The organism is Phenylobacterium sp. (assembly GCF_965229015.1).
In the GTDB taxonomy this organism is placed as follows: domain Bacteria; phylum Pseudomonadota; class Alphaproteobacteria; order Caulobacterales; family Caulobacteraceae; genus Phenylobacterium.
The window spans coordinates 950,894-976,589 of sequence record NZ_CBDDIM010000002.1 but is presented as its reverse complement, the minus strand read 5'-3'; the positions used below and the strand labels follow the sequence as shown (position 1 = coordinate 976,589).

Annotated in this window: 21 protein-coding genes; 7 read left to right on the top strand and 14 right to left on the bottom strand. The window is 68.7% G+C overall.

The features are described 5' to 3' along the window. Positions 1 to 69: 69 nt before the first annotated feature. Entirely contained in the window at positions 70 to 1,347 is a 1,278-nt protein-coding gene (gene purD / locus ACO06I_RS20945; RefSeq protein WP_421934554.1) for a phosphoribosylamine--glycine ligase, read from the bottom strand. Between the two features lie 185 nt (positions 1,348 to 1,532). Here purD and ACO06I_RS20940 point away from each other — a divergent pair, with 185 nt between their 5' ends. Next, positions 1,533 to 2,531, top strand: a complete 999-nt coding sequence (locus ACO06I_RS20940) for a class 1 fructose-bisphosphatase (RefSeq protein WP_421934553.1) — start codon at positions 1,533 to 1,535, stop codon at positions 2,529 to 2,531. A gap of 23 nt (positions 2,532 to 2,554) precedes the next feature. On the opposite strand, the gene phoB is transcribed toward ACO06I_RS20940, so the two are convergent. The 6 genes from phoB to ACO06I_RS20910 form a co-directional block, all read right to left on the bottom strand. After that, positions 2,555 to 3,247, bottom strand: coding sequence for a phosphate regulon transcriptional regulator PhoB (gene phoB, locus ACO06I_RS20935; RefSeq protein WP_304701435.1), 693 nt, complete (start codon positions 3,245 to 3,247; stop codon positions 2,555 to 2,557). A gap of 2 nt (positions 3,248 to 3,249) precedes the next feature. Further along, positions 3,250 to 3,951: a phosphate signaling complex protein PhoU gene (gene phoU / locus ACO06I_RS20930; protein WP_304701434.1), complete on the bottom strand. Its 702-nt coding sequence runs from the start codon at positions 3,949 to 3,951 to the stop codon at positions 3,250 to 3,252. A gap of 9 nt (positions 3,952 to 3,960) precedes the next feature. Beyond that, complete coding sequence (gene pstB, locus ACO06I_RS20925; protein ID WP_421934552.1) at positions 3,961 to 4,806, bottom strand: phosphate ABC transporter ATP-binding protein PstB; 846 nt, start codon at positions 4,804 to 4,806, stop codon at positions 3,961 to 3,963. Between the two features lie 34 nt (positions 4,807 to 4,840). Further along, on the bottom strand, positions 4,841 to 6,133 hold the full coding sequence (gene pstA, locus ACO06I_RS20920; protein ID WP_421934551.1) for a phosphate ABC transporter permease PstA: 1,293 nt from the start codon (positions 6,131 to 6,133) through the stop codon (positions 4,841 to 4,843). Next, a complete protein-coding gene (gene pstC / locus ACO06I_RS20915; protein ID WP_421934550.1) occupies positions 6,126 to 7,568 on the bottom strand; it encodes a phosphate ABC transporter permease subunit PstC in 1,443 nt (480 codons plus the stop codon). The genes pstA and pstC overlap by 8 nt, the downstream gene beginning before the upstream one ends. Positions 7,569 to 7,660: 92 nt before the next feature. Further along, positions 7,661 to 9,076 (bottom strand): ATP-binding protein, encoded by a 1,416-nt coding sequence (locus ACO06I_RS20910; RefSeq protein ID WP_421934549.1) that lies wholly within the window; start codon positions 9,074 to 9,076, stop codon positions 7,661 to 7,663. 195 nt (positions 9,077 to 9,271) lie between these two features. Between ACO06I_RS20910 and ACO06I_RS20905 the strand changes: the two genes are divergently transcribed. The 4 genes from ACO06I_RS20905 (at position 9,272) to ACO06I_RS20890 (ending at position 14,614) form a co-directional block, all read left to right on the top strand. Further along, positions 9,272 to 10,729 (top strand): OprO/OprP family phosphate-selective porin, encoded by a 1,458-nt coding sequence (locus ACO06I_RS20905; RefSeq protein WP_421934548.1) that lies wholly within the window; start codon positions 9,272 to 9,274, stop codon positions 10,727 to 10,729. 30 nt (positions 10,730 to 10,759) lie between these two features. Further along, positions 10,760 to 11,785: a sulfate ABC transporter substrate-binding protein gene (locus tag ACO06I_RS20900; RefSeq protein WP_421934547.1), complete on the top strand. Its 1,026-nt coding sequence runs from the start codon at positions 10,760 to 10,762 to the stop codon at positions 11,783 to 11,785. A 117-nt stretch (positions 11,786 to 11,902) separates the two neighbouring features. Then, positions 11,903 to 12,184: a SemiSWEET family sugar transporter gene (locus tag ACO06I_RS20895; RefSeq protein ID WP_421934546.1), complete on the top strand. Its 282-nt coding sequence runs from the start codon at positions 11,903 to 11,905 to the stop codon at positions 12,182 to 12,184. Between the two features lie 144 nt (positions 12,185 to 12,328). Further along, positions 12,329 to 14,614: a tetratricopeptide repeat protein gene (locus ACO06I_RS20890; RefSeq protein WP_421934545.1), complete on the top strand. Its 2,286-nt coding sequence runs from the start codon at positions 12,329 to 12,331 to the stop codon at positions 14,612 to 14,614. A gap of 110 nt (positions 14,615 to 14,724) precedes the next feature. Here the strand turns inward: ACO06I_RS20890 and ACO06I_RS20885 are convergent, their stop codons facing one another. The 5 genes from ACO06I_RS20885 to rfbF are packed head-to-tail and all read right to left on the bottom strand — an operon-like array spanning position 14,725 to position 19,271. Continuing rightward, on the bottom strand, positions 14,725 to 15,669 hold the full coding sequence (locus ACO06I_RS20885) for an NAD-dependent epimerase/dehydratase family protein (protein WP_421934544.1): 945 nt from the start codon (positions 15,667 to 15,669) through the stop codon (positions 14,725 to 14,727). A 2-nt stretch (positions 15,670 to 15,671) separates the two neighbouring features. Beyond that, a complete protein-coding gene (locus tag ACO06I_RS20880; protein WP_421934543.1) occupies positions 15,672 to 16,202 on the bottom strand; it encodes a dTDP-4-dehydrorhamnose 3,5-epimerase family protein in 531 nt (176 codons plus the stop codon). Beyond that, on the bottom strand, positions 16,202 to 17,443 hold the full coding sequence (locus ACO06I_RS20875) for a methyltransferase domain-containing protein (RefSeq protein WP_421934542.1): 1,242 nt from the start codon (positions 17,441 to 17,443) through the stop codon (positions 16,202 to 16,204). Before ACO06I_RS20875 ends, ACO06I_RS20880 begins: the two co-directional genes overlap by 1 nt. Then, positions 17,443 to 18,501 carry a CDP-glucose 4,6-dehydratase gene (rfbG, locus tag ACO06I_RS20870; protein ID WP_421934541.1) on the bottom strand — a complete coding sequence of 353 codons (1,059 nt, stop codon included), beginning with the start codon at positions 18,499 to 18,501 and terminating at the stop codon, positions 17,443 to 17,445. Before rfbG ends, ACO06I_RS20875 begins: the two co-directional genes overlap by 1 nt. After that, entirely contained in the window at positions 18,498 to 19,271 is a 774-nt protein-coding gene (gene rfbF / locus ACO06I_RS20865; protein WP_421934540.1) for a glucose-1-phosphate cytidylyltransferase, read from the bottom strand. The genes rfbG and rfbF overlap by 4 nt, the downstream gene beginning before the upstream one ends. Before the next feature lie 220 nt (positions 19,272 to 19,491). Here rfbF and ACO06I_RS20860 point away from each other — a divergent pair, with 220 nt between their 5' ends. Together ACO06I_RS20860 and ACO06I_RS20855 are read left to right on the top strand one after the other, a co-directional pair. Continuing rightward, the gene (locus ACO06I_RS20860) at positions 19,492 to 20,214 is read left to right on the top strand and encodes a sulfotransferase domain-containing protein (protein WP_421934539.1); all 723 of its coding nucleotides are present in this window, start codon (positions 19,492 to 19,494) and stop codon (positions 20,212 to 20,214) included. Positions 20,215 to 20,272: 58 nt separating this feature from the next. Next, entirely contained in the window at positions 20,273 to 21,334 is a 1,062-nt protein-coding gene (locus tag ACO06I_RS20855) for a M23 family metallopeptidase (RefSeq protein ID WP_421934538.1), read from the top strand. A gap of 246 nt (positions 21,335 to 21,580) precedes the next feature. On the opposite strand, the gene ACO06I_RS20850 is transcribed toward ACO06I_RS20855, so the two are convergent. Both ACO06I_RS20850 and ACO06I_RS20845 read right to left on the bottom strand, forming a co-directional pair. Further along, positions 21,581 to 23,275: a glycosyltransferase family 4 protein gene (locus tag ACO06I_RS20850; RefSeq protein ID WP_421934537.1), complete on the bottom strand. Its 1,695-nt coding sequence runs from the start codon at positions 23,273 to 23,275 to the stop codon at positions 21,581 to 21,583. Positions 23,276 to 23,378: 103 nt separating this feature from the next. Further along, entirely contained in the window at positions 23,379 to 25,499 is a 2,121-nt protein-coding gene (locus ACO06I_RS20845; protein WP_421934536.1) for a beta strand repeat-containing protein, read from the bottom strand. Positions 25,500 to 25,696: the final 197 nt, after the last annotated feature.

Sequence of the window (25,696 nt, the reverse complement as noted above, 5' to 3'; positions counted from 1 at the left end):
AACACCATACCGATCCCCCTGCCCCCGCGGCAAGGCAAGAGGCGATCTGCGTACCAGAACTTCGAAGATTCAGGCGGGCTTGCCGAGCACGCGCCAGCCGATGTCCGAGCGGTGGAATCCGCCCGGCAGATCGATCCTCGCCACCGCCGCATAGGCCTTGTCGCGGGCTTCTCTGAGGGTGGGGGCGCGAGCGCAGACATTGAGCACCCGGCCGCCGCTGGCCCGCAGGGTTCCGTCGGCGTCTCGGCTCGTGCCGGCGTGGAAGACCATCACGTCCTGCCCGAAGTCCTGCTCGGCGCCGGTGATGGCCGCGCCGGTCTTCGGCGCGTCCGGATAGCCCTCGGCGGCGATCACAACACACATGGCGGCCTCGTCGCGCCAGACCGGGGCGGACATCTGGTCCAGGGTTCCGGTGGCGCAGGCCAGCAGGTAGGGGACCAGGTCGCTTTCCAGCCGCAGCATCAGCACCTGGCATTCCGGGTCGCCGAACCGGACGTTGAACTCCACCAGCTTCGGCCCTTCGGCCGTCGCCATCAACTCGACGAACAGCACGCCGCGATAGGGCGCGCCCTCGGCCGCGATGCCGGCGAAGGCCCGCTCGGCCAGGCGTTCGCGCGTCTGTTCCATAAGGGTCGGGGTGAAGACGGGGGCGGGGGAATAGGTGCCCATACCGCCGGTGTTGGGGCCTTGCTCATTATCGTAGGCCCGCTTGTGATCCTGGACGCCGCCGAACAGCATCGGGGTCTTGCCGTCGCAGAGCGCGAACAGCGAGCCGATTTCGCCGACCAGAAACTCCTCGATCACCACCCGCGCGCCGGCGGTCCCGAAGCGGCCGCCAAGGGTGTCATCGATAGCCGCCTCGGCCGTCGCGCGGTCTTCGGCGATCACCACGCCCTTGCCCGCCGCCAGCCCGTCGGCCTTGATCACGTAGGGCGGCTTGAAGCGGTCGAGCGCCGCCTTGGCCTTGGCCGCGTCCTCGAACACCCCATAGGCCGAGGTCGGGAGATCGTGGCGGTCGCAGAAAGCCTTGGTGAAGGCTTTCGAGCTTTCCAGCTGCCCGGCGAAAGCCGTCGGGCCGAAGCAGGGGATGGAAACCTCGGCCAAGGCGTCGGCCAGGCCCGCCTCGACGGCGGTCTCGGGCCCGATCACCACCAGGTCGGCGGCGATCTCCTTCGCCAGCGCCACCAGGGCCGGAACGTCGGTGGCCTTGATGGCCCGGAGCTCCCCCAGGGCCGCCATGCCGGGATTGCCGGGCGCGATCACCAGGCGCCCCAGGAGCGGCGAGGCCGCGATCTTCCAGGCCAGGGCGTGTTCGCGCCCGCCCGAACCTACGAGGAGGATGTTCATGATCCGCGCTTTCGCCCGTTAGGCCCGGGCGGTCAAGCCGCCAGCCTGGGCCGGCCCGCGCCGCCGCGCGGCGAGATCGCGCCCTGGCATGGGCGCCGCGGGCGAGGATGGGGTTGTCGTCCCTCCCGCCCTTGTGGTCTTACGGGCCTTAAGCCCGGCCAGGGCGACTTCGGAGGTGATCGGTCTTGATCAAGCTTGATGATTTTCTCGCCCACGACGCGGTCGATCCGCGCCTCACCGCCTTGATCGCCTCGGTGGTGGAGGCCTGCGGCCAGATCAGCGCCCTGGTGCGCCGCGGCGCGGCCGGCGAGATCCTCGGCGCCCTGGAGAGCCAGAACGTCCAGGGCGAGGTGCAGAAGAAGCTGGACGTCATCTCCAACGAGATTCTGCTTCAGCGCTGCGCCGAGGCCCCCGGCCTCGTCGCCATGGCCTCGGAGGAGATGGACGACATCTATCCGGTGCGCGAGGTCGGCCCGGAGGGCGGCTACCTGTTGCTGTTCGATCCCCTCGACGGGTCGAGCAATATCGACGTCAACGTCTCCATCGGCACCATCTTCTCCATCCTGCCGGCGCCGCGCGCCGACGGCCCGAGGCCGGCGGCCACGGCCGACTTCATGCAGAGCGGCCGCAACCAGGTGGCCGCCGGCTATGTGGTCTATGGGCCCCAGACGACCCTGGTCCTGAGCCTGGGGAACGGGGTCCGCGCCTTCACCCTGGATCCGCTCAACGACGAGTGGGTCCCCACGGCGCACGCGATCACCATCCCGCACGAGACCAAGGAGTACGCCATCAACGCCTCGAACCTGCGCCACTGGGCCACGCCCGTGCGCAGCTATGTCGAGGCCTGCCTGGCCGGCGAAGAGGGGCCGCGGGGCAAGAACTTCAACATGCGCTGGATCGCCTCGATGGTGGCCGACGTCCACCGCATCATGGTGCGCGGCGGGGTGTTCCTCTATCCGTGGGACGCCCGCGAGCCCGACCGGGCCGGCAAGCTGCGGCTGATGTACGAGGCCAACCCTATGTCCATGCTGGTGGAGCAGGCCGGGGGCGCGGCCTTCGACGGCCAGGGCCACATCCTCGACGCCGAGGTCACCTCCCTGCACCAGCGAATCTCGGTGATGCTGGGCTCGCGGGCCGAGGTGGAGCACCTGATGGCGCTGCACGCCGAGGCGACGGGCGTCTGAGGACCCGCTACGCCCCTCCGGGTCTAGGCGTCCATGTCCAGGGAATAGCCCGCCGAGCGCACGGTGCGGATCGGATCGGCTTCGCTCTCCTGGCGGTTCAGGGCCTTGCGCAGGCGGCCGATATGGACGTCCACCGTGCGGGCCTCGACATAGACGTCCGAGCCCCAGACGGCGTCCAGCAGCTGCTCGCGGGAGAAGACCCGGCCGGGGTGCTGCATCAGGTAGTCCAGCAGCCGGAACTCGGTGGGGCCCAGGTGGACCTCGGACCCGGCGCGCTTCACCCGGTGGGCGACGCGGTCGATCACCAGATCGCCGATATGGACCCGATCCTCGGCCAAGCCCGGCCGGATGCGGCGCAGCACAGCGCGGATGCGGGCCGACAGCTCGCTCATGGCGAAGGGCTTGATGACATAGTCGTCGGCGCCGGTGTCGAGGCCGCGGATGCGGTCGCTCTCCTCGCCGCGGGCCGTCAGCATGATGATCGGCACGTTGCGGCTCTCGGTGCGCTGGCGCAGCCGGCGGCAGACCTCGATGCCCGAGACCTTGGGCAGCATCCAGTCCAGCACGATCAGGTCGGGCAGGCGCTCGCTGACCAGGGTCAGGGCCTCCTCGCCGTCGGCGGCCACGACCACGTCGTAGCCCTCCTTCTCGAGATTGTATTGCAGGAGGGTGGACAGGGCGTCCTCGTCCTCCACCACCAGGATGTTAGGGATCATGATCAGGCGTCCCGCAGCAGGTCGTCGGTCTTGGGCCGGGCCGAGCCGATGGTCTCGGCGCCGGTGATCTCGTAGTGGATGATCTCGGCGATGTTGGTGGCGTGGTCGCCGATCCGTTCCAGGTTTTTGGCCACGAACAGCATGTGGGCGCAGGCGGTGATCGTGCGCGGATCGCCCATCATGTAGGTCAGCAGCTCGCGGAACAGGCTGTTGTAGTGCTCGTCGACCTCGTCGTCGCGGGACCAGACGGCCAGGGCCCGGTCGAGATCGGAACCGGTATAGGCGTCCAGCACGTCCTTCAGCCGGCCCAGAACCAGCTTGCCCATCCGCTCGATGGAGCGGGTCAGCGGGCTCATCGGTTCGGCCTCGGTGAGCACCAGGGTGCGTTTGGCGATGTTCTTGGCCAGGTCCCCGCAGCGCTCCAGGTTCATGGCGATCTTCATCGCCGCCACGGTCTTGCGTAGGTCGTTCGCCATCGGTTGGCGCAGGGCGATCAACCGGATGGCCTTACGCTCGATGTCGGCCTCCAGCACGTCGAGGCGCTCGTCGCGGCCGACGATGGCCTCGGCCAGGGCCTGGTCGCGCTTGACCACCGCCTCGATGCTGTCGCCCACCTGGGCCTCGGTGAGCCCCCCCATCCGCGCGCATTCGGCGGTGAGCGTGTTCAGCTCGTCTTCGTAGGATTTGACGATGTGCTCGTTCATGTCGTGCCCCTAGCCGAACCGGCCGGTGATGTAGTCCTGGGTGCGGCTGTCGCGCGGGTTGGTGAAGATCTCGCCGGTGGGACCAGCCTCCACCAGCTTGCCCAGGTGGAAGAAGGCGGTCTTCTGCGACACCCGCGCGGCCTGGGCCATGGAGTGGGTGACGATGACGATGCAGTACTGATTGCGCAGCTCGTCGATCAGCTCCTCGATCCGCGCCGTGGCGATGGGGTCCAGGGCCGAGCAGGGCTCGTCCATCAGGATCACCTCCGGCGAGACGGCGATGGCGCGGGCGATCACCAGGCGCTGCTGCTGGCCTCCGGAGAGGCCGGTGCCGGGCTGGTGCAGCCGGTCGGCCACCTCGCCCCAGAGACCGGCCTTCTTGAGGGATGTCTCCACCAGGGCCTCCAGCTCGGCCTTGCTGCTGGTCAGGCCGTGGATGCGGGCGCCGTAGGCGACGTTCTCGAAGATGGTCTTGGGGAAGGGGTTCGGCTTCTGGAACACCATGCCGACCCGGGCGCGCAGGATCACCGGGTCGATGGAGCGGTCGTTGACGTCCTCGCCGTCCAGCTCGATCCGCCCGCGCACCGTGGCGCCGGGGATGGTGTCGTTCATCCGGTTGATGCAGCGCAGGAAGGTGGACTTGCCGCAGCCGGAGGGCCCGATCAGGGCGGTCACCGACTTCTCCGGCACGTCCAGGGAGACATCGAACAGGGCCTGCTTGTCGCCATAGAAGACGTTGACGTCGCGGGCGCGGATCTTGATGCCCGTGGCGGCTCCGTCGGCGTGGGCGCGGTCCACGGCGATGTGGACCGGCGCGGCGCCTTGGGCCTGGCTGTCATCGCGCTGGCTGGGCATGGGGGACCTTGAGGTTTGACGCGGGATCATCGGACTACCACCGGCGTTCGAAGCGGCGGCGAAGCAGGATCGCGGCCAGGTTCATGATGATCATGAAGGCGAGGAGGACCAGGATCGCCGCGGCGGTGCGCTCGTGGAAGGCGCGCTCCGAGGCGTTTTCCCAGATGAAGACCTGGACCGGCAGGGTGGTGGCGGCCCCGGTGAAGCCCTCGGGCACGCCGGGGACGAAGGAGATCATGCCGATCATCAGCAGGGGGGCGGTCTCGCCGAGCGCGTGAGCCAGGGACAGGATCGCGCCGGTCATGACGCCGGGCATGGCCAGCGGCAGGACGTGATGGAACACCGTCTGGGTGCGCGATGCGCCGACGCCGAGGGCGGCCTCGCGAATCGAGGGCGGCACCGCCTTCAGGGCCGAGCGGGTGGCGATGATCACGGTCGGCAGGGCCATCAGGGCCAGGACCAGCCCGCCCACCAGGGGCGAGGACCTGGGCACGTGCAGCCAGTTGATGAACACCGCCAGGCCCAGCAGGCCGTAGACGATGGAGGGCACGGCGGCCAGGTTGTTGATGTTGACCTCGATGAGGTCGGTCCACCGGGTCTTCGGCGCGAACTCCTCCAGATAGGTGGCCGCCAGCACCCCGATGGGCACCGCCAGGACCGCGGTCACCAGCAGCATCATGGCCGAGCCCACCACCGCGCCCAGGACGCCGGCCTGCTCGGGCTCGGTGGAGTCGGACTTGGTGAGGAAGCCGAAGTTGAAGCCCTTGGACACCGCCCCGGAGGCCTGCATCCGGTCGAGCCAGGCCAGTTGCCGGTTGTCGAGCTTGCGCTCGGTCTCCGGCGTCGAGCGCTTCAGCTCGCCCTTGTAGTAGAGGGCGGCGTCGGCCTTGACCGGGCCGCTCACCTTGACCGTCTTGCCGATCAGGGTCGGGTCGGCCTTGACCATCTTCAGCAGCTGGAAGCCAAAGTCGTTGGAGATGATGTCCATCATCTTGCCCGAGCTCTCGCCGAACTCGTCGTCCTTCTCCCCCAGCCGGGCCAGCATCTGGTCGGCCACCAGCAGATCGAAATTGGCGCCGCCGATGTCGTTGCGATCGACCTTGGCCGGATCGACATAGATCGACTGGGTGATCTGGTAGTCGATGAAGGTGGAATAACCCTGCAGGGCGATGCGGCCCACCAGCAGCACCAGGAAGCCCAGCGCCAGGGTGATGGCGAGCTGGCCATAGAGGCGGAAACGCCGCTCCTGGGCGTAGCGCTTCTTCAGGCGCGCCTCCAGCCCCTGGCGGAAGGCGGCCTTGTCGATGGGGAGGGCGGCGTCAGTCATACTGTTCCCGGTACTTCTGGACGATGCGCAGGGCGATCACGTTCAGGATGAAGGTCACCACGAAGAGGGTGAGACCCAGGCCGAAGGCCGAGAGCGTCTTGGGGCTGTCGAACTCCTGGTCGCCGGTCAGCAGGGTGACGATCTGCACCGTCACCGTGGTCACGGTGTCCAGGGGGTTGAGGGTGGTCTTGGCCTGCAGGCCGGCGGCCATGGTGACGATCATGGTCTCGCCGATGGCCCGCGAGACGGCCAGCAGCATGGCGGCCATGATCCCGGGCAGGGCCGCGGGCAGGACCACCTTCTTCACCGTCTCGGAGCGGGTGGCGCCCATGGCCAGGCTGCCGTCGCGCAGGGACTGGGGCACCGCGTTCATGATGTCGTCGGAAAGCGAGGAGACGAAGGGGATCAGCATGATCCCCATCACCGCGCCGGCCACCAGGGCCATCTGGTTCTGAACCTGGCTGAGATAGAGGCCCAGGCCGTCCAGGGGGCCGCCGATCATCAGGCGCCCCAGGCTGTTGAAGCCCTCGCGGAAGATCGGCCCCACGGTGAGGGCGGCGAAGAAGCCGTAGACCACGGTGGGCACCCCGGCCAGGATCTCCAGCAGCGGCTTGACCACGCCCCGGGTGAGGGGCCGGGCGTATTCCGACAGGTAGATCGCCGAGAACAGGCCGATGGGGGCGGCGACGATCATGGCGATCAGCATGATCAGGAAGGTGCCCACGAACAGCGGCACGGCCCCGAAGGCGCCCTTGGTGGCGTACTGGTCGCTGCGCATGGCGATCTGCGGGTCCCAGTCGGTCCCCAGCAGGAAGTCGATCGGCGACACCGACTGGAAGAAGCGCCAGCTCTCCCAGACCAGGGAGGCGACGATGCCGACCGTGGTCAGGATGGCGGTGACGGCGCAGGCGATGAACAGCACCGCGATCCAGCCCTCCACCCGGTTGCGGGCGCGGAAGGTGGGGCTGATGCGCGGATAGGCCAGCGCCAGACCCGCCAGGCCCAGGACCGCCCCGGCCGCCAGGGCCCCGTAACGGATCAGCTGCTCCAGGCGCTTGGCCTGCTGGGCCTTGGCCTCCAGCGCGACCCTCAGGTCGCCGTCATAGGCCGTCTCGCTGGCCTGGCCGCCGTGGGCCAGGGCGCGGGCGTCGTCGAAGAACACGTCCTGCATCTGGCCCTGCAGGGCCGCGACGGCGGGGGGGATGTCGGCCCGCAGCAGAGCGGCTTCCATGCGGCCGCCGAACATGGCCGCGGCCAGGACCACCAGAGCCGCCGGCAGGCCCGCCCACAGGGCCACATAGCTCCCATGGTAGCCCGGCAGGGAATGGAGAGCGCCCTTCTGTCCGCGGACCAGGGCCTGGGCCTTGCGGCGACCGAAGGCGTAGGTCGCGCCGGAGAACAGGAAGAGCGCCAGCAGGGCGATCCAGGTGAGCATCGGGGCTCCAAAGCCTAAACAACATGCCCGACGGAGATCCGCCTGACACCGCGCGGAACCTGCCTGCGCAATGCTGTCGGCTTACGACACTTCTAAGACGGTTTTGTAACAGCGCCCTCGATGGGCGGCTCCGGCATGGCCAGGGCGGCGGCGGAAAGCGGGAAATAGGCGCTGAAGGTGGTCCCCTCCCCCTCCACGCTCTCCACCGCCAGGCCGCCCCGGTGTCGGTTCATGATGTGCTTGACGATGGCCAGGCCCAGGCCGGTGCCGGACCGCTCGCCGCTCTTCTGGCCCTCGACCCGATAGAACCGCTCCGTCAGCCGCGGCAAATGCTCACGCTTGAGGCCAACCCCGGAGTCGGACACCCGCAAAGCAGCATAGAGATCATGCCCATGATCCGGGGTGAGCAGGGACAGGCGCGCGGCCTGGGGCCGCAGGGGAGCCGCGGCGGCGTCGGCGGTCAGGGCCGACTGCAGGGCGATGGTCACCGCCTCGCCCTTGGGGGAGTACTTCAGGGCGTTGTCCACGAGGTTCTGCACCACCTGGACGATCTGGTCGCGGTCACCGGCCACCACCACCTCGCCCCGCGGCGGCAGGCAGGGGGCCAGGGTCACGCCGCGCTCACGGGCCAGCGGCCCCAGGGCGTCGACCACGTCCATCACCGCCAAGGTCAGGTCGGTCTCGCCCTGGGGGGCGATGTGCTCGTTGAGTTCGATCCGGGAAAGCGAGAGCAGGTCGTCGATCAGGCGCGCCATCCGCTCGGCCTGGGTCGACATGATGGTCAGGAACCTCTCCCGCGCCGCCTCGTCGGTGCGGGCATGACCGCGCAGGGTCTCGATGAAGCCGCTGAGGGAGGCGAGCGGCGTGCGCAACTCGTGGCTGGCGTTGGCCAGGAAATCGGCGCGTGTCTGTTCGGCCCGCCGGATGTCGGTCTCGTCGCGCAGCACAAGCAGGGCCAGGCGCGAGCCGTCCGGCGCCTCGCCGAGCGGCTTGGCGAAGGCCCTCAGCACCCGGGCCTGGGCCCCGCCCAGGGCGTAGATCGCCTGGCTGTCGAGACCGCCGAACAGGGCCTCATCCACCGCCTCCAGCACCTGCGGGTCGCGAATCGCCGTAACCAGGAGGCCGGCGTCGTGTTGAATTCTCAGCAGGTCGCGTGCGGCCTCGTTGACCACCACGAAGCGCCGCCCCGTGAGGTCATCGGGTTCATGCGCTGCGATCACCAGCACCGGGTCGGGCAGGGCGTTGATGATGCTGACATAGGGCGGCGCGTTCTCGTGCGGCGGCCGCGCCGGAACCTGCGGCGCCTCGGTCGCCTCCTGCGCGAGCTGACCGGCCCGCCAGGCGACGGCCAGGACCAGAAGCGCCACGACCAGGGCCATCCAGGCCGCGGCGTCGCTCTGATCGCCTCTTCCGGCGGAGATCACCAGCAAGGCCAGGACGCCCAGGCCGCCGGTGATCAGCGCCGGGCCCGAGAGCCGGAGCCATCGGCGCGGCGGCGTCTGCGACAAGGCGAATCTCCGAAACTGCAATATCCGAGCAGGCTCCAGACTTATGACACCGACATGACAGCCGCCCAAGCTTGGCGGCCCTGTCAGGAAATCTGCGTTCGCTTCAAATCAATCTCTATTTATCCGATGGGATTTATCCGGTCTTTACGGGCCTGAGTTTTGGAAAACTCCAACAAACGAGGGGCTAGAGGCCAAATGGCTTGGAAATCGAAACTGCTGGTGGGGGCCGCGGGGCTCGTCCTGGCCTGGCCCGGCCTGGCCGCGGCTGATCCGGCCACGGACGCCAAGATCGCCGCGCTCGAGGCGCAGCTCGCCCTGCTGCAGGCGCAGATCGCCGACCTGAAGGTCTCCACGGGGGCCAGCATCGCGGCCCTGCGCACCGACGCCACCACCACCTCGGCCACCATCGCCAATGGCAAGCCGACCATCGCCACCTCGGACGGCAAGTTCTCCGCCACCCTGCACGGGGTGATGCAGCTCGACACCGCCAAGTACGACCAGGAGGACCGCCTGCCGGCCGCCGTCACCGCCCGTGACCTGTCGGGGGGCGCCAACTTCCGCCGCGCCCGCATCGGCGTCGACGGCAAGGTGTTCGGCGCCTTCGACTACAACATCCTCTTCGACTTCGGCGGCAGCGGCGCCGAGGACTCTGGCCGCGTACAGGAGATGTGGGTCCAGTATTCGGGCCTCAAGCCCCTGCGGTTCCGGGTCGGCGCCTTCGCCCCGCCGCTCGGCCTCGAAGACGCGGCCTCCACCAATGGGGCGCTGTTCCCCGAGCGTCCGGCCGCCGCCGACATCGCCCGCGGCCTGGCCGGCGGCGACACCCGTATCGGCGCCGGCGTGATCGGTAACGGCGACCACTGGTTCGCCTCGGCCATCGCCACCGGGCCCCTGGTCCAGAGCCTGAACTCCGGCGCCACGGCCTTCAACGCTCCGATCTTCGACGAGCAGCAGGGCTACGCCCTGCGGGTCGCCGGCACGCCGCTCCACGGCTTCGACTGGCTGGTGCATGTGGGCGCCAACGCCAGCATCGTAGCCCAGCCCACCGACCTGGGCGCCGCGGCCGCCACCCGTTACGCCCTGCAGCTTCGCGAACGTCCCGAACTGCGGGTCGACGGCACGCGGCTCATCGACACCGGCCAGATCGACGCCAAGGGCGCCCAGGCCTATGGCCTGGAACTGGCCGCCCAGAAGCAGAACCTGTTCGTCCAGGGTGAGTACTTCGACATCTCCGTCGACCGCCGCAATCCGGCCGTTGGCGCGTCGGATCCCAGCTTCAAGGGCTGGTATGTCGAGGGCGGCTGGGTGCTGACCGGCGAACGGCGCAAGTACAACATCACCACCGCGGCCTTTGACGCGCCCGGCGTCGACAAGCCCTTCGACCTCGCCAAGGGCCAATGGGGCGCCTGGGAGCTGGCCGCCCGGTATTCCACCATCGATCTCAACTATGCGGAGAACAGCCTCGTCGCCGCCGACCGCGTGCGCGGCGGCCAGCAGGACATCTGGACGGTGGGGGTGAACTGGTTCCCCAACCCCGCCGTCAAGTTCATGCTCGACTACTACAACGTCAGCGTGGACCGGAAGAACGCCGCGGGTCTGGCTATCGGCCAGGACTACCACGCCCTCAATCTACGCTCGCAACTGGCCTTCTAGCCCGAGCCGCAACCCTAAGGATTTCGATCCATGCGTGATCTCAACACGCCAACGCGCCGCGGCGTGTTGGCGATCGGCGCCGCCTTGTCCGCAGCCGCCCCCGCCCTGGCCGCCGGCGCCAAGCCCATCACCCTGCTGAACGTGAGCTACGACCCCACCCGGGAGCTCTACAGGCAGATCAACGCCGCCTACGCCAAGTACTGGAAGGACAAGACCGGCCAGGACCTGGTGATCAACCAGAGCCACGGCGGTTCGGGCAAGCAGGCCCGCTCGGTGATCGACGGCCTGCAGGCCGATGTCGTCACCCTGGCGCTCGCCTCCGACATCGACGAGATCGCCGCCAAGGCCAGGCTGCTGCCGGCCAACTGGCAATCTCGCCTGCCCAACAACTCCAGCCCCTACTACTCGACGATCGTCTTCCTGGTCCGCAAGGGGAACCCCTGGAAGATCCGCGACTGGCCCGACCTGGTGAAGCCCGGGATCGAGGTCATCACGCCGAACCCGAAGACCTCGGGGGGCGCGCGCTGGGCCTATCTGGCCGCCTGGGCCGCGGCCCTGCGGGCGCCGGGCGGCAACCCGGCCAAGGCCCAGGCCTTCGTCGAGCAGATCTATCGCAACGTGCCGGTGCTCGACACCGGGGCCCGCGGCTCCACCGTGACCTTCGCCCAGCGCGGCCTGGGCAATGTCCTGCTGTCCTGGGAGAACGAGGCCCATCTGGCCGGCGAGGAGTTCGGCGACAAGTTCGACATCGTCTACCCGTCCAGCTCGATCCTGGCCGAGCCGCCGGTGGCCATCGTCGACAAGGTGGTGGACCGCAAGAAGACCCGGACCATCGCCGAGGGCTATCTGAACTTCCTCTACAGCCCGCTGGCCCAGGACATCATCGGCAAGAACTTCTACCGGCCGCGCAATCCGCAGGCGGTGGCCAGGTACGCCGCCAACTTCCCAAAGATCCCCTTCGCCACCATCGACGACACCTTCGGCGGCTGGAAGAGGGCCCAGGCCGTGCACTTCGCCGACGGCGGGGTGTTCGACAAGATCTACAAGCCCCGCTGAGGTCCCCCTCGCGAAGGTCGCCGGGCGCGGGACTCCCCTCCCGCGCCCTTTCTTGTGGGCCAAAGGCAACCCGCGCCTCGGGCGTCCGTTTTCTGCGGCGCTGAAGAGGGCCCGCGCATGACCGTTCCCCACCTGTCGCTCACCGATCTCGTGGGAACCCTGGCGGCCCTCTGCTCGATGGCCAGCTTCGTCCCCCAGATCGCCAAGATCTGGCGCGAGAAGGACGCCGCCTCGGTGTCGCTGCGGATGTACGTGGTGACCGTCACCGGCTTCATCCTGTGGACGGCCTATGGCGTGCTGATCGAGAGCTGGCCGGTGGCCGCCTCCAACACCGTCTGCCTGGCCCTCTCGGCGGCGATCCTGGCCCTGAAGTGGCGGTTCAGCGGAAAGCCCGGCTGAGCCGCTGACCGGTTGGCGCCGCGACCGTCGCACTCTAGATTGCCGCCAACCGCGGGCGCGACGACGAGCCCGCACACCACAACCCCCAATCGCGGCCGATGGCGCCTCGGATTCCCGAGCCCTCACGCGTGACAGGACGCCGCGATGTCGATGGAACGGTTCGCCCCGGCCGAAGCCGCCCTCAAGGCTGGGAATCGGGACGAAGGCATTCGCCTCACCGCCGAGGAGCTGGCCCGCGAGCCCGACGCCCCGCTGCGCGTCTACCAGAACTTCACGGCGATGCTGATCCGGCAAAAGCTGTACGACCAGGCCCAGCACTGGGCCGAGGTCGCCACCAGCCGCTATCCGCGCGACTACGACCTGTGGAACATCCTGGGCGTCGCCCTGCGTCGCCTGGGCCGCCACGCCGAGGCCCTGAAGGTCCTGGACCGGGCGGTGAAGATCAACCCCAAGAGCATGACCGCCCACATCAACCGTGGGAACATCTTCAACGACATGAAGAACGGTCCGGCGGCGATCGAGGTCTTCACCCGCATCCTGCGCCAGGGGCCCACCAACGCCGAGCACCAGCGCTCCCTGGGCCGCGCCTACTGGAACGCTGGCGACCTCGACAAGGCCGAGATGCGCTTCAACCTCGCGGTGAAGCTCAAGCCGGACTATGTCGACGCCTGGCTGGACCTGACCTCGCTCACCGCCGATGTGAAGGGCGCGGCCGAGACCCTGCCGGTGCTCGACCGGGCCGTGGCGGCCCTGGCCGACAGCCACAAGATGCGTGAGGCCAAGGCCGTGATGCTGCGGCGGGCGGGCCGCAACAAGGAGTCCGAGGACTATCTGCTCAGCCTGCTGACCGAACTGGGGGACCAGGGCTGGATCCACTACCAGCTGGGCATGACCCTGGCTGATTTCGACCGGGTGCGGACCAACACCCACCTGGAGAAGGCTCACGAACTGGAGCCGGACAACGCCGAGTTCCAGCTCGCCCTGGCCGAAAGCTATTCCCGGACTCGGCAGGGCGACGAGGCGCAAAACCTCGAGCGCGCCTACCAGCTGCTGAAGCCCGTGATCGACAAGGTCGGCGATGGGGCGGGCCCGGTGAAGGTGGCCAGCGACATCTTCGTCCGCGTCGCCGACTACGACGCCGCCGACGCCCTGGGGGACTTCCAGCACCTGGGCCGCCTGTGGGCCTCCAACGGCCGCCACACCGCCCTGCTCTCACACCTGGCCCGGGTCCGCACCTCGGAGGACCGCAAGGAACTGGTCCACCAGCACCGCATCTGGGGCGAACTGGTGGAGAAGATCGCCGCCCGGCGGCCGATCACCCATCCGGCCCCGCGCCAGCCCAACGGCAAGATCCGCGTCGGCTTCATGTCCTCCGACCTCCGGTCCCATCCGGTGGCCTACTTCTCGCTACCGCTCTTCGAGCACTACGACCGGGACCGGTTCGAGGTCTATTGCTACTCCTACTATACCGGCCAGGAGGACCCGACCCAGAAGCGCATCGCCGGCATGGTGCAGGGCTTCCGCTGGAACCCCGACATCGGCGACCGCGACGCCGCCCAACTGATCGCCGACGACCAGCTCGACATGCTGATCGAGCTGGGCGGATCGACCCACATGAACAAGCTGACGGTGATGGCCTACAAGCCCGCGCCCCTGCAGGCGAGCTGGCTGGGCTATCCCCACTCGGCGGGGCTGAAGGCCATCGACTACCTGATCGTCGATCCCTTCATGCTGCCCGAGCATGACGGCCTGCTGATCGAGAAGCCCCTGGTCCTGCCGCACGGCTGGTTCGCCCTGTCGGCCGGCGCCTTCAACGAGCGCGTGGCGGTGGAGAACCCCGCCCCCGTGGCCCGCAACGGCTATGTCACCTTCGGCACGGCCAACAATCCCTACAAGTACAACCGCGACCTCGTGCGCACCTGGGCCAAGATCGTCGCCAAGGTCCCCAATTCGAAGTTCATGTTCGTGCGGCCCGAGGGCGGATCCGACAGCTTCCGCAACAACCTGCTGGCGCTGTTCGCCCAGGAGGGCGTCAGCGCCGACCGCGTGCGCTTCGAGGCGGTCCGCGGCGCCCACCTGCCCTTCTACAACCAGATGGACATATCCCTGGACACCTTCCCCCAGACCGGCGGCACCACCACCTGCGAGAGCCTCTGGATGGGGACGCCGGTGGTCACCCTGGTGGGGGAGACCCTGTTCGAGCGGCTCAGCTATTCCAGCCTGATGAACGGCGACATGCCCGAGCTCTGCGCCCGGGACGTGGACGGCTACATCGCCGCGGCGGTGACCCTGGCGGAAGATCCCAACCGCATCAGCGAGTTGCGGGCCGGCCTGCGGGAGCGGATGCGCAACAGCCCCATCGGCCAGACCACGCAGTTCGCCCACGACTTCTTCGATCTCATCGAGAAGGCGGTCACCGGCAAGGCCTAGAGCCTTTTAGGGTCAGATGGACTCATCTGACCCGTTCAAAAAGGGCTCTAATTCAAAGAGATAGAGCGCGTCGGACGGGTTAACCGCCTTCCACTTGCCCCTGACGCGCTCTAGGCCGGCGCGTTGAGCAGGCCCCGGGCCTCGACCTCGCGGTAGTAGTCGACATAGGCGTCCCAGAATCCGGTCTCGTCCCAGGGCCGGGTCAGGGTCGGTTCGGTGTTGGCCACCAGGTAGGGCTCGGGGAAATCGGTCTGGGCCAGGCATTCCACCGCGCACTCGCGGCCGAGCCGGGCGCTGGCTTCGCTGGCCACCCGCAGGGCGAAGTCGCCCTGGGCGCCGACATAGCCGGCCGGACGGCAGACCCGGTCCAGCTTCGGCGTCCGCAGCATCTCCGCCACCAACTCGGCATAGGCCCGCGCCAGGAGCACCACGGGGATGTTGTCGCGCACATAGTCCGGGGTGCGGACCACCCCCGCCCGGCCGGCGAACCAGGCCTGGAACAGGGACCAGACCAGCCGTCCCTCCTCCAGCGGACCGAAGGGGCCGTTGATCATGAAACGGCCAAAGGCGAGGCCCCGCCATAGGGCCAGGTGGCGGAAGCCGTCATTGGTGAGCTTCTTCGACAGCCCATAGGGCGAGACCGCCAGGCCGCCCGCAGCGTCCTCGAAGCCGGTGCCCGTGGCGATGATCCCGCGCACGCCCGCCTTGGCGGCGGCCTCGAACACCGGACCCGCGCCGCCGAGGTTGCGGGTCACGCCGGCGGCCACGTCATAGTCGGCGTTGCGGTAGCCGGGGATGTCGGCGGCGTGGTGGGCCAGGATGTCCAACGGGCCCGCGGCCTTCAACAGGTCGAGGAAGGCGGGCGACCCGAAGGGGGCGGCGAAGGTGACGTCGGCCACGGCCTTCAGCCGAACGATCCGGTCCAGGCGCAGGCCGTCATAGTCGGCCGCCGCGCGCTTCAGGGGCGCGATCACCTGGTGCCCGGCCTCGCTCAGGGCCTGGGCGATCCAGACGCCGGTGAAGGAGGTCGCCCCGGTGAGCAGGATCCTGGCCATGCTCAGGCGCCGTGGTCGGGATAGGTGGCGTCGCGTTCGGAGATGACCGCCGGCCGGGCCGGCCAGTCGACGCCGAAGGCCGGGTCGTTCCAGCGCACCCCGCGGCCGTGGCCGGGCTCGAACATCCGGTCGATCTGGTAGAGGACGTCGGTGTCGGGCTCCAGGGTGATGAAGCCGTGGGCCATGCCCGCCCCGATCAGCAGGGCCCGGCCATTGTCGGCCGACAGCTCGGCCCCGGTCCATTTCAGATAGGTGGGGCTGTCGGGGCGCAGGTCCACCGCCACGTCGAAGATCCGTCCCCGCGTCGCCCGCACCAGCTTCACCTCGGCGCGCGGCGGCGCCTCATAGTGCAGACCGCGCAGGGTGTAGGCGGCGGTGTTGCGCGACAGGCTGGTCTGGGCCGGAACGAAGGGATGGCCGGCCGCGGCGAACTCGTCGGGGCAGTGCAGGCGGGCGAAGGATCCGCGCTCGTCCGAGGCCGGATCGAGATCCACCACCGTCACCCCGTCGATGGCTGTCCCTGCGAACCGCATCAGCTGATGACCTTCGTCTCCGGCGAGGCGGTCACGAAGCGGCCGCCCCAGTCGGCGATGTGGGCCAGCTGGCCCATGATCTCGTCCTTCAGGTTCCAGGGCAGGATCAGCAGGTAGTCCGGCCTGATCTCATCGACCTTGGCCGGCGCATAGATCGGGATGTGGCTGCCCGGCATGTAGTGGTCCTGCTTGTGCGGGTTGGCGTCGAACACCGCCACGATGTCGTCGGTCCCCACGCCGGCATAGTTCAGGAAGGTGTTGCCCTTGGCCGCGGCGCCATAGGCCGCCACCGTCTTGCCCTGCGCCTTCGCCTTGGCCAGGAAGGCCAGGAAGTCGGCGCGCACCGCCTCGGCCCGGGCGGTGAAGCCCTGATAGCCCGACAGCTTGTCCAGGTTCGCCGCCTGCTCGCGAGCGCGAAGGTCCTTCAGCGCCTGGGTTTCCTGATGGCTCGACGCCTCATGGGCGCAGAACAGGCGCAGCGACCCGCCATGGGTCGGCAGCAGCTCCACGTCGAAGGGCCGCAGGCCGTTGGCCCGCAGCACCCGCTCCACCGCCAGCAGGGACAGGTAGGAATAGTGCTCGTGATAGATGGTGTCGAACTGCACCAGCTCGATCAGGTTCAGCAGGTGCGGGAACTCGAAGGTGAGCACCCCCTCGGCCTTCAGCACGTACTGGAAGCCGGCCACGAAGTCGCCGATGTCGGGAACGTGGGCCAGGACATTGTTGCCCGCCATCAGGTCGGCGGCGATGCCGCGGGCCTTCAGGGCGCGTCCGGTGGCGGCGTTGAAGAACGAGACCTCGGTGGGGATGCCCCGCTCATGGACCGCGACCTCGGCGGTGTTGGCCGTGGGCTCGATCCCCAGGACCGGGACGCCCATGGCCTTGAAATGCTGCAGCAGGTAGCCGTCGTTGGAGGCCACCTCCACCACCAGGGACTGCGGCCCCAGGTTGAAGCGCTGGGCCATGGCCTCGGCATAGCGCTTGGCGTGGGCCACCCAGCTCGCCGAATAGGCGGAGAAATAGGCGTAGCCCTCGTCGAAGATGTCGTCGGCGGCCACCGGATCGTCAGCCTGGACCAGGAAGCAATTGCCGCAGACCCGCGTGTGCAGCGGGTACGATTTCTCGGTCCCGGCGGCGAGCTGGGCCGGGGTCAGGTAGCTGTTGGCCAGCGGCTGGCTGCCCAGGTCGATGAAGTCCTGGGTGAGCGGCGCACGGCAGAAGCGGCAGGTGGGAACAGTCATCAAAGGCCTTCGTAACGCGAGATCTGGTCCCGGCACAGGGTGAGCGCATCGCCGCCGTCGGCCTGCAGCCGATACCAGTCCATGGTCCATTCGACCGCCACCGGCGCGTCGAGGCGGCTCTCGAAGCCCAGCACGCGCTTGGCGAGGCTGGCGTCGATGCCCAGGGACCTGGCTTCCAGGGAGTTGGGGTCGGGTTCGTGGCGCCAGGGCTTGGCGCCCAGGGCCTTGACCGCGGTGGTGGCCAGCTCGCCCACCGTCACCTCCGGCCCACCGGGGCGGGGGCCGAAGTTCAACGCGCGGGGGGCGGCGGGGTCGGTGGCCAGGCGCTCGAGATAGGTCAGATAGCCGGCCACGCAATCCAGCACGTGCTGCCAGGGGCGCGTCGCTTCGGGATGGCGCAGCACCGTCACCCCCTGGGCCTGACCGGCGCGGACGATGTCGGCGACGATGCGGTCGCGGGAATAGTCGCCGCCGCCGATGACGTTGCCGCCGCGCGCCGTGGCGACGGGCACGCCGGCCTTGTCGAAGAAGCTGCGGGCGAAGCTCTGGGTGACGATCTCGGCCGCCGCCTTGGAGGCCGAATAAGGGTCCTTGCCGCCCAGGGCGTCGGTCTCGGTGAAGGCCCGCCCGGTCTCGGCGTTGGCGTAGACCTTGTCGGAGGTGATCACCAGGACGGCCTTCAGGTCCGCCTGCCTGCGCAGGGTCTGTAGCAGGTGGGCCGTGCCCAGGATGTTGGAGGAGAAGGTGGCGATCGGATCCTCGATGGAGGCCCGCACGATCGGCTGGGCGGCCATGTGCAGCACCAGGTCGAAGTCACAGCCCTTGAGCGCCGCCTCGACAGCGGCCTGGTCGCGCAGGTCGGCGATCTTCGATTCGATCAGGCTCCCGACCCCCGCCTGGTCGAACAGGGCGGGAGTCTGGTCCGGGGCGAGCGCCAGGCCGGTGACCCTCGCGCCGAGCGCGGTCAGCCAGATCGCCGCCCACGAGCCCTTGAAGCCGGTGTGGCCGGTGAGCAGGACGCGCTTGCCCGACCAGAAGGCGGGATCGGGTCGGCTCATTTCCAGACGTGCCACGGCGCCCGGCCCGAGGCCCAGAGGGCTTCAAGCTGGTTCTTGTCGCGCAGGGTGTCCATGGCCGCCCAGAAGCCCTCGTGCCGATAAGCCATCAGCTCGCCGTCGGCGGCCAGGCCCTCCAGCGGCGCGGATTCGAAGGGGATTTCGTCGCCGGCGATGCGGCTGACCACCTCCGGCTGCAGGACGAAGAAGCCGCCATTGATCAGGCCATTGTCGCCCGGCGGCTTCTCGATGAACCGCTCCACCGCGCCATTGACGATGTCGAGCGCGCCATAGCGGCCGGGGGGCGAGACCGCCGTCACCGTCGACTGCTTGCCGTGCGACTTATGGAATGCGGCCAGGGCCGCAAGATCCACGTCCGCCACGCCGTCGCCGTAGGTGAAGAAGAAGGACTCGCCCGGCGTCAGGTACTTGGCCACCCGCTTCAGCCGCCCGCCGGTCATGGTGTCGGGCCCGGTCTCCACCAGGGTGACCTTCCAGGGCTCGTGATTGGTGGCGTGGTACTCCATCGACCCGCTGGCCAGGTCGACGGTGAAGTCGGCGTTGTGGAGCACGTAGTTGGAGAAGTACTCCTTGATCACGTAGCCCTTGTAGCCAAGGCAGATGATGAACTCGTTGAAGCCGTAGTGGGAGAACAGCTTCATGATGTGCCAGAGGATCGGTCGGCCGCCGATCTCGATCATCGGCTTGGGCTTCAGATGGCTTTCCTCGGAGATGCGGGTCCCGAGCCCGCCGCACAGGATGACCGCCTTCATCGGGCGCTCGCGGGGGCTTTGCCGGCGTGCGCGGCGGTGTCGATCTTGGCGGTCAAGGCTCTGAAACCCGTTCTAGCGTGGCGCCGCCTTACGCCCGTCGAGGGCCGGCGGCGCGGTCTCCTCCCTATTATCGCGTGTCGCCGCGCGCATGAAGTCGTATCCACGCCAAGCGTAGGTCGGGGCCGCCCCGTCTCGCGCCCAGGGTGAGCCCAGAGGTACCATGCCCCTCGTCGACTTCATCATCGCCGGTGTGCAGAAGGCCGGGACGACGGCCCTGTTCGATCACCTGGGCGATGTCCCGGGCATCGCGCTCTCCACCACCAAGGAAGTCCACTTCTTCGACGACGAGACCGTGGACTGGACCCGCCCCGACTACGGCGCCTACCACGCCCACTTCCCGCCGACGGCAGGCGCCGTCGTGGGCGAGGCGACCCCCATCTACCTCTACTGGCCGCAGAGCCTGGAGCGGATCGCGGCCTACAATCCGGCCATGCGCCTGATCGTCATGCTGCGCGACCCGGTCGAGCGCGCCTGGTCCCACTGGCGGATGGAGACCACCCGCGGGGCCGAACACGAGCCCTTCGCCTGGTGCGTCCGCCAGGGCCGCCAGCGGCTGTTCGACAGCCAACCCTGGGGCCATCACCGGGAATTCTCCTATGTGGAGCGCGGCTTCTACGGCGAACAGTTCGAACGCCTCTACGGCCTCTTCCCTCGCGACCAGATTCTGGCCCTGAAGGCCGACGATCTGAGGACCGATCCCAACCGCGTGCTGGGCGCGGTCTGCGCCTTCCTGGGCGCGCCGCCGCCCCCGCCCACCAGCCCGCGCGCGGTCCATGTCGGCCAGGAGATGGCGGGGCTGGAACCGATCGATATCCAGCATCTGCGCGGGGTCTACGCCGCCGATCTCGCCCGGCTGAAGGCCCTCACCGGGATCGTGTTCTGACCCGTCACAGTTCCGTCCCAGCCCACCCCCAGGATCGTGGCCTCCAGGAGCCCGGCCAATGACCGTGAACCGCTACTCAGCCCTCGCCGCCGTGGTCCTGATCACGGGTTGCAGCCCCGGGACGCCGGCCGCCACAGCGCCCAAGCCCGCCCCAGCCCCGGCGACGCCCGTGTCGGCCGTCGTGCCGCCGCCGTCCGACGCGCCGCGCCTGGCCCTGCCGATCGCCTGCGCCATCGGGGTCGACTGCGAGGTGCAGAACTACCTGGACCGCGACCCCGGTCCCGGGGTCCAGGACTATCGCTGCGGCGGTCAGACCTATGAGGCCCACGGCGGAATCGATTTCCGGATTCGCGACATGGCCGCCCAGCGCGCCGGTGTCCTGGTGCTGGCCGCCGCCCCGGGCCGCGTCACCCGTCTGCGAGATGGCGTGGAGGACATCTCGGTGCGCGCCGCCGGCGTCGATGTGGCCAACCGTGAGTGCGGCAACGGGGTGGTGGTCGACCATGGGAACGGCTGGGAGACTCAGTACTGCCACCTGGCCCGAGGCAGCATCGTCGTGAAGACCGGCGAACTGGTGGACACAGGTCATCCCCTCGCCAAGGTCGGACTGTCGGGCAATACCGAGTATCCCCACCTGCATCTCACCGTGCGGCGGAACGGGGTGACCATCGATCCCTTCTCGCCGACCCCCGGCGCGGCCTGCGATCCGGGAGCCGCCGCGGGGTCCAGCCTATGGGACCCCGCCACCGGTCGGAAACTGGCCTATCAACAGGGGGCCGTGCTCAACATCGGCTTCGCCGCGGCGCCGGTTTCCGGTGAAGCTGTGGAGGCCGGCGGGATCGCCGCACCTACCGCCGACAGCCCGATGCTGGTGGCCTACGCCCGCGCCATCCGTCTGAGGCAGGGGGACGTCCAGACCGTGATCCTCAGCGATCCGGCCGGCCAGGTCCTGGCCCGCTCCCAGCTGCCCCCCCTGGACCGGGACAAGGCCCAATACCTTGTCTATGTGGGCAAGAAACGGCCCGCCGCGGGTTGGCCGTCGGGCCGATATACTTTGCGTTATACTGTCACTCGGGCCGGCGCGGTCGTGGTGGACCGGCCCGAGCAACTGACGCTCTAGGCCTCAGGCTCGCCAAAGGCGGGGTGGCGGAGCGCCTTCTCATCGCCTCCTCTCGAACTGTTGATTTCCCCCACAGCGGGATTTTCTTTTTTCCGCCTTTGAATTGGATTACAGTTTTCTGTCAGCCGAGCTCTCCAAGGCTGTGTCGCTTTGGCCGGGCGGTCAGCCCCAGGGTGAGCCGCCCGGCCTCTCGCCTCTCCGAAAATCGTGAGCTTTAGGTCGCGCCCTTTGCGGGGTGTTGCGATCTCAGGTCGTGAGGGCGGTCGGGACGGTCGGGGGGTCGACGAGCTCCAGGATCCCGAACTTCACCAGCCACAGCAGGCCCCTCTCCAGGAATGACCGCCGGCCCGGAGCGCAGGTTTCGAGAATCTCCGCCACCCTGGCCTCCGGCCGCGAGGATAGCAGGCTGAAGACCGCCTCGGCCTCGGCCAGGCTTGGCAGGGCCCAGGCCGCGCCGAGCGCGCCGAGGGGATGGGTCAATCGCTCCCGCCCGGTCTCCCAGGCCATGCCGGGCGCCACCCGCAGGCGATCGGAGACGGCGAGGATGCGGGTCGGATAGGTTTCGAACAGCAGGAAGGGATCGAGCCGCCGCGGATTGTCGACCGTGACGGATGGCTGCGTGGTCACCGAAGCCGCGGCCGCCTTGCGCCGGACCGCCAACTCGGACCAGAGCGCCTGATAGCGCGGAATGATCGCCGACCAGTCGAAGTGGTCCCGGGCCTGGCGCGCGGCGGCCGCCCCCATGGTGCGCCGCAACTGCGGATTGGTCACCAGGGCCACCACGGCCGCGGTGGCCGCGCCATGGTCGACCCCGGTCATCTGGGCGGCGGTGGCCAGGTAGAGCTCGTAGCTGATCCAGTCATTGGCGTACTGGTAGGCCAGGTCGCGCCCGAGGCCTGGCCTGGGCGCGGTGGTGGGAATCCGGAACCCGTCCACGCCGTGACGGACCGTGTCGCGGTAGCCGTCCCAGTCGGTGACCACCGAAGGGAGCCCCGCCGCCATCGCCTCCACCGGCGTCAGGCCGAAGGTCTCCTGCACGTTCTCCGAAAAGGAGATGAAGAAGTCGGCCGCCGACCAGAGGGAAAACCGGGTGTCCGCAGGGCGACCATCCACCGGCCGGTAGTGGATGCTGGGACAATAGGCCCGAACCTGATCATGGAAGATGGCGGTCGTCTCGTCGGTGGCCGACCAGCCCGCGACGATCCAGTAGATCGGCTGGCCCGTCTGCTGGGCCGCGGCCTCCAGGGCCAGGGCCATGGTGGCGGGGTTCATCTTCCCGGCGGCATGGAAGCGGCCGAGATAGAGGGCGACGACGGCGTCGGCCGGAATGTCGAGGCGCGTGCGCCAGGCCGCGCGGGCCGCGTCGGATGCGGCGAAGTCGGACGCGTTGACCCCTAGGGGGATGGTGGCCAATTCCGGCGTGGGAAAGCGGGTCGCGCCCAGTCTCGATCGGAGATCCTCCCGGGTCGCCGCCAGCAGCGCCTCGACGCCCGAGCGGACGGCGTCGGAGGTGCAGATCAGTGCGTCCCAGGGCTCGACCGGCGAAGTCATCATGTCCGCCAGGATGTCGGTCGCGCGGTGGGTGGCGGTGGTGTGGGTGATGCCGCAGAGGCTGTAGCGGGTCCGGCCGAGGGGGCGGCGCAGCCAGGACTCCGCCGCCAGGGTTGGCTGCGGGAGATAGAGGCATCCAGGGTCGCCCAGACTACCCCTGCCCATCCGGCTCAGCCAGGTCACGGGGTGCGGGTTGGGCTCGATCCGGTCCAGCAGCGGCTGCAGGGCCGCGGGCGGCCGCGTTCCGGCGTTGAACAGATGCAGGCGGTCGATCGCGGCGTGCCGCAGGAACCCCCGGAGGAAGCTCTCCCCCGCCGCGTGCCGGCCCATCAGCCGGGCGCCGGTGGTGTCATAGCCGTCGGGGTGGAAGTAGATCGCCGCGTTGCTCATCGGCCTAGGCCGTAGCGGATATTCGGCGGCGCTACAAATCCGCCCAAAAAGAAAGGGGCCGCCCCGAAGGGCGGCCCCAAACCTTGGTCCGTCGTCGTCGGTCTTAGGCGACGAAGTCGGCGAAGTCCCAGCCGCCGGTGGCGCCCGTCAACTTGATCGCCGTGGTGATCGAGTTGGTGCCGGAGCTGTCGGCGAAGACGTAGTCGCCATCGTCGCTGGTGGTGCCCGAAACCGTGATGACCACGATGTCGCGCGAACCACCGCCGATGAGCGAGGTCGCATCCGCGATGGCTTGCGACAGGCTGGTGGCCGTCGTGCCGAGCAGGAAGTTCGTCGCCGTGCCGGTGACGCCGACCGCGAAGGTGTCTTGGCCACCCGCCGCAGCAACATCAACCGCACCGGTGATCAGGTCAAAGGCGCTGGTGGAGGAGTCGCCCGCCGTGAAGACGAAGCGATCATCGCCACCGGAGCCGGCCGCGATCGTATCCACGCCCGTACCACCGTTGATGGTCTCGGACCCGGAACCGCCCGTGATGGAGTCGTTGCCGATCCCACCCGAGAGCGCACCCGTGCCAGCGCCCGTGCTGCTGATGGTGTCGTTGCCATCTTCACCGGACACCGTCTGAGCACCAGCCGCGACCGTGATCGAGTCGTTGCCCGTGCCGCCGGCGATGTTGTTGTCGCCAGCCGCGCCGTTGATGGTGTCAGCGTCGGCCCCACCGGTGATGACGTCGTTGTCGGCGCCGCCAAGGATGGAGTCAGCACCAGCGGACCCGTCGAGAACGTTGAGGCCGTCCCCGCTGCTGAGGGTGTCAGCGCCGTCGCCACCGATCAGGGTGTCTTCGGTGGCGCCGCCCAGGAGACTGTCGTCGCCCACGCCGCCATCGCCGTAGTTGGTGCCAGCGCCGGCGGTGATCGTGTCAGCGCCGTCGTTGCCGTAGATCGTATCCCGGCCGGCGGCGCCGCCCGTGATGGAGTCATTGCCGAGGTCGCCGGTGGCGTAGTTGGTGCCGGTGCCGAGGCTCAGGGCGTCGTTGCCGGCGCCCGCGGTCACGGTGTCGTTGTTGGCGCCGCCGGTGTAGGCGTCGTTGCCAGCGCCCAGATCGGCCACGTCGTTGCCGCCGCCCACGTTGGACACGGCGTCGTCGCCGTCGCCGCCGAAGACGGTGTCATTTCCGGAGCCGGTCACCAGGGAGTCGGAGCCCAGATCGCCGAAGATCAGGTCCCCGCCGCCGGCGCCGTCGATGGTGTCCGCACCTTGACCACCGAGGATGGTGTCGGTGTCAGCGCCGCCGAGGATCGAGTCATCGCCGAGGTTGCCGTGGGCGTAGTTGGAGCCGTCCAGCGTGGAGATGATGTCGTTGCCTTGGCCACCGAGCAGGCTGTCGTTGTTGATGCCGCCGGTGATGTTGTCGGCGCCCTGGTTGCCCTGGACGCTGTTGACGCCGTCGCCAGCCACGATGGAGTCATCGCCGTCGCCGCCGAAGATCACGTCGTTGCCGCCGGTGGCGGTGATGGTGTCGTTGCCGGTGCTGCCGTCAAGCGAGTTGGCGCCGGAGGAACCAACCAGGCTGTCGTTGCCGTCCACGCCTTGCAGGCTGTCGGCGCCGGTGCCGCCGACCAGGGTGTCGTTGCCCAGATCGCCGAAGACCAGGTTGGCGCCGTCGCCAGCGCTGATGAAGTCGTTGCCCTGGCCGCCCAGCATGGTGTCAGCGCCCGTGCCGGTGCCGGCGAAGAGGCTGTCGTTGCCGAGGTTGCCGTGGACGTAGTTGGCGCCATCGTCGGAGTTGATGGTGTCGTCGCCCTGGCCGCCGAGGAGCGTATCGGCGCCCGTGCCGGCGAGGATGCTGTCGTTGCCGAGGTTGCCCTGGGCGTAGTTCTTGCCCGCGAGCGCGCTCAGGGTGTCGTTGCCGCCACCGCCGTAGAGGGCGTCGTTGACAGCGCTACCGGCCGTCGGGCCGTCAGCGTTGTTGGAACCGATGTCGAGGACGGAGCCGTCGCTGAAGACGCTGAACTCGTTGTCCGTCGTCATCACGGCCGGGTCGAAGGAACGGGTGGTGCCGGCGTAGGTGACGTCGATGCGCGCCGGGCTGGCGCCCGCCGCCGGGACGTAGACGACCGAGACGGCGGTCGCCGTGGCCGCCGAGGGGAAGACGAGCGTGTCGGTGCCAGTGAAGGCCGCCGCGTTCGCCGCCGTCATTGTGTCAAAATAATACGTAGCCATGAGTCTCTCCAGTCATGTGTCACACGGACCGCCTGAAAACGCCTGGCCACCATTGCCGAATGGCGCGGTCCCAGGAAGTCCTTACCGTTCGCCATAACATGGTCGTGGCGAAGGTTAAACGAGCCCGAGGAAGACGTATCGGAACCGTCGAAAATGCGCAACAGTAAAAACGGCGGGCAACCCGCCCCTTTCAAAGG

Excerpts from the sequence above, each read along its gene's own strand:
- ACO06I_RS20845 (WP_421934536.1), bottom strand. The coding sequence starts at position 25,499 with ATGGCTACGTATTATTTTGACACAATGACGGCGGCGAACGCGGCGGCC.
- pstA (WP_421934551.1), bottom strand. The coding sequence starts at position 6,133 with ATGACTGACGCCGCCCTCCCCATCGACAAGGCCGCCTTCCGCCAGGGG.
- ACO06I_RS20855 (WP_421934538.1), top strand. The coding sequence starts at position 20,273 with ATGACCGTGAACCGCTACTCAGCCCTCGCCGCCGTGGTCCTGATCACG.
- purD (WP_421934554.1), bottom strand. The coding sequence starts at position 1,347 with ATGAACATCCTCCTCGTAGGTTCGGGCGGGCGCGAACACGCCCTGGCC.
- rfbF (WP_421934540.1), bottom strand. The coding sequence starts at position 19,271 with ATGAAGGCGGTCATCCTGTGCGGCGGGCTCGGGACCCGCATCTCCGAG.
- phoU (WP_304701434.1), bottom strand. The coding sequence starts at position 3,951 with ATGAACGAGCACATCGTCAAATCCTACGAAGACGAGCTGAACACGCTC.
- ACO06I_RS20875 (WP_421934542.1), bottom strand. The coding sequence starts at position 17,443 with ATGACTGTTCCCACCTGCCGCTTCTGCCGTGCGCCGCTCACCCAGGAC.
- ACO06I_RS20890 (WP_421934545.1), top strand. The coding sequence starts at position 12,329 with ATGTCGATGGAACGGTTCGCCCCGGCCGAAGCCGCCCTCAAGGCTGGG.
- pstB (WP_421934552.1), bottom strand. The coding sequence starts at position 4,806 with ATGCCCAGCCAGCGCGATGACAGCCAGGCCCAAGGCGCCGCGCCGGTC.
- rfbG (WP_421934541.1), bottom strand. The coding sequence starts at position 18,501 with ATGAGCCGACCCGATCCCGCCTTCTGGTCGGGCAAGCGCGTCCTGCTC.
- ACO06I_RS20850 (WP_421934537.1), bottom strand. The coding sequence starts at position 23,275 with ATGAGCAACGCGGCGATCTACTTCCACCCCGACGGCTATGACACCACC.
- ACO06I_RS20900 (WP_421934547.1), top strand. The coding sequence starts at position 10,760 with ATGCGTGATCTCAACACGCCAACGCGCCGCGGCGTGTTGGCGATCGGC.
- ACO06I_RS20895 (WP_421934546.1), top strand. The coding sequence starts at position 11,903 with ATGACCGTTCCCCACCTGTCGCTCACCGATCTCGTGGGAACCCTGGCG.
- ACO06I_RS20860 (WP_421934539.1), top strand. The coding sequence starts at position 19,492 with ATGCCCCTCGTCGACTTCATCATCGCCGGTGTGCAGAAGGCCGGGACG.
- phoB (WP_304701435.1), bottom strand. The coding sequence starts at position 3,247 with ATGATCCCTAACATCCTGGTGGTGGAGGACGAGGACGCCCTGTCCACC.
- ACO06I_RS20905 (WP_421934548.1), top strand. The coding sequence starts at position 9,272 with ATGGCTTGGAAATCGAAACTGCTGGTGGGGGCCGCGGGGCTCGTCCTG.
- ACO06I_RS20880 (WP_421934543.1), bottom strand. The coding sequence starts at position 16,202 with ATGCGGTTCGCAGGGACAGCCATCGACGGGGTGACGGTGGTGGATCTC.
- ACO06I_RS20885 (WP_421934544.1), bottom strand. The coding sequence starts at position 15,669 with ATGGCCAGGATCCTGCTCACCGGGGCGACCTCCTTCACCGGCGTCTGG.
- pstC (WP_421934550.1), bottom strand. The coding sequence starts at position 7,568 with ATGCTCACCTGGATCGCCCTGCTGGCGCTCTTCCTGTTCTCCGGCGCG.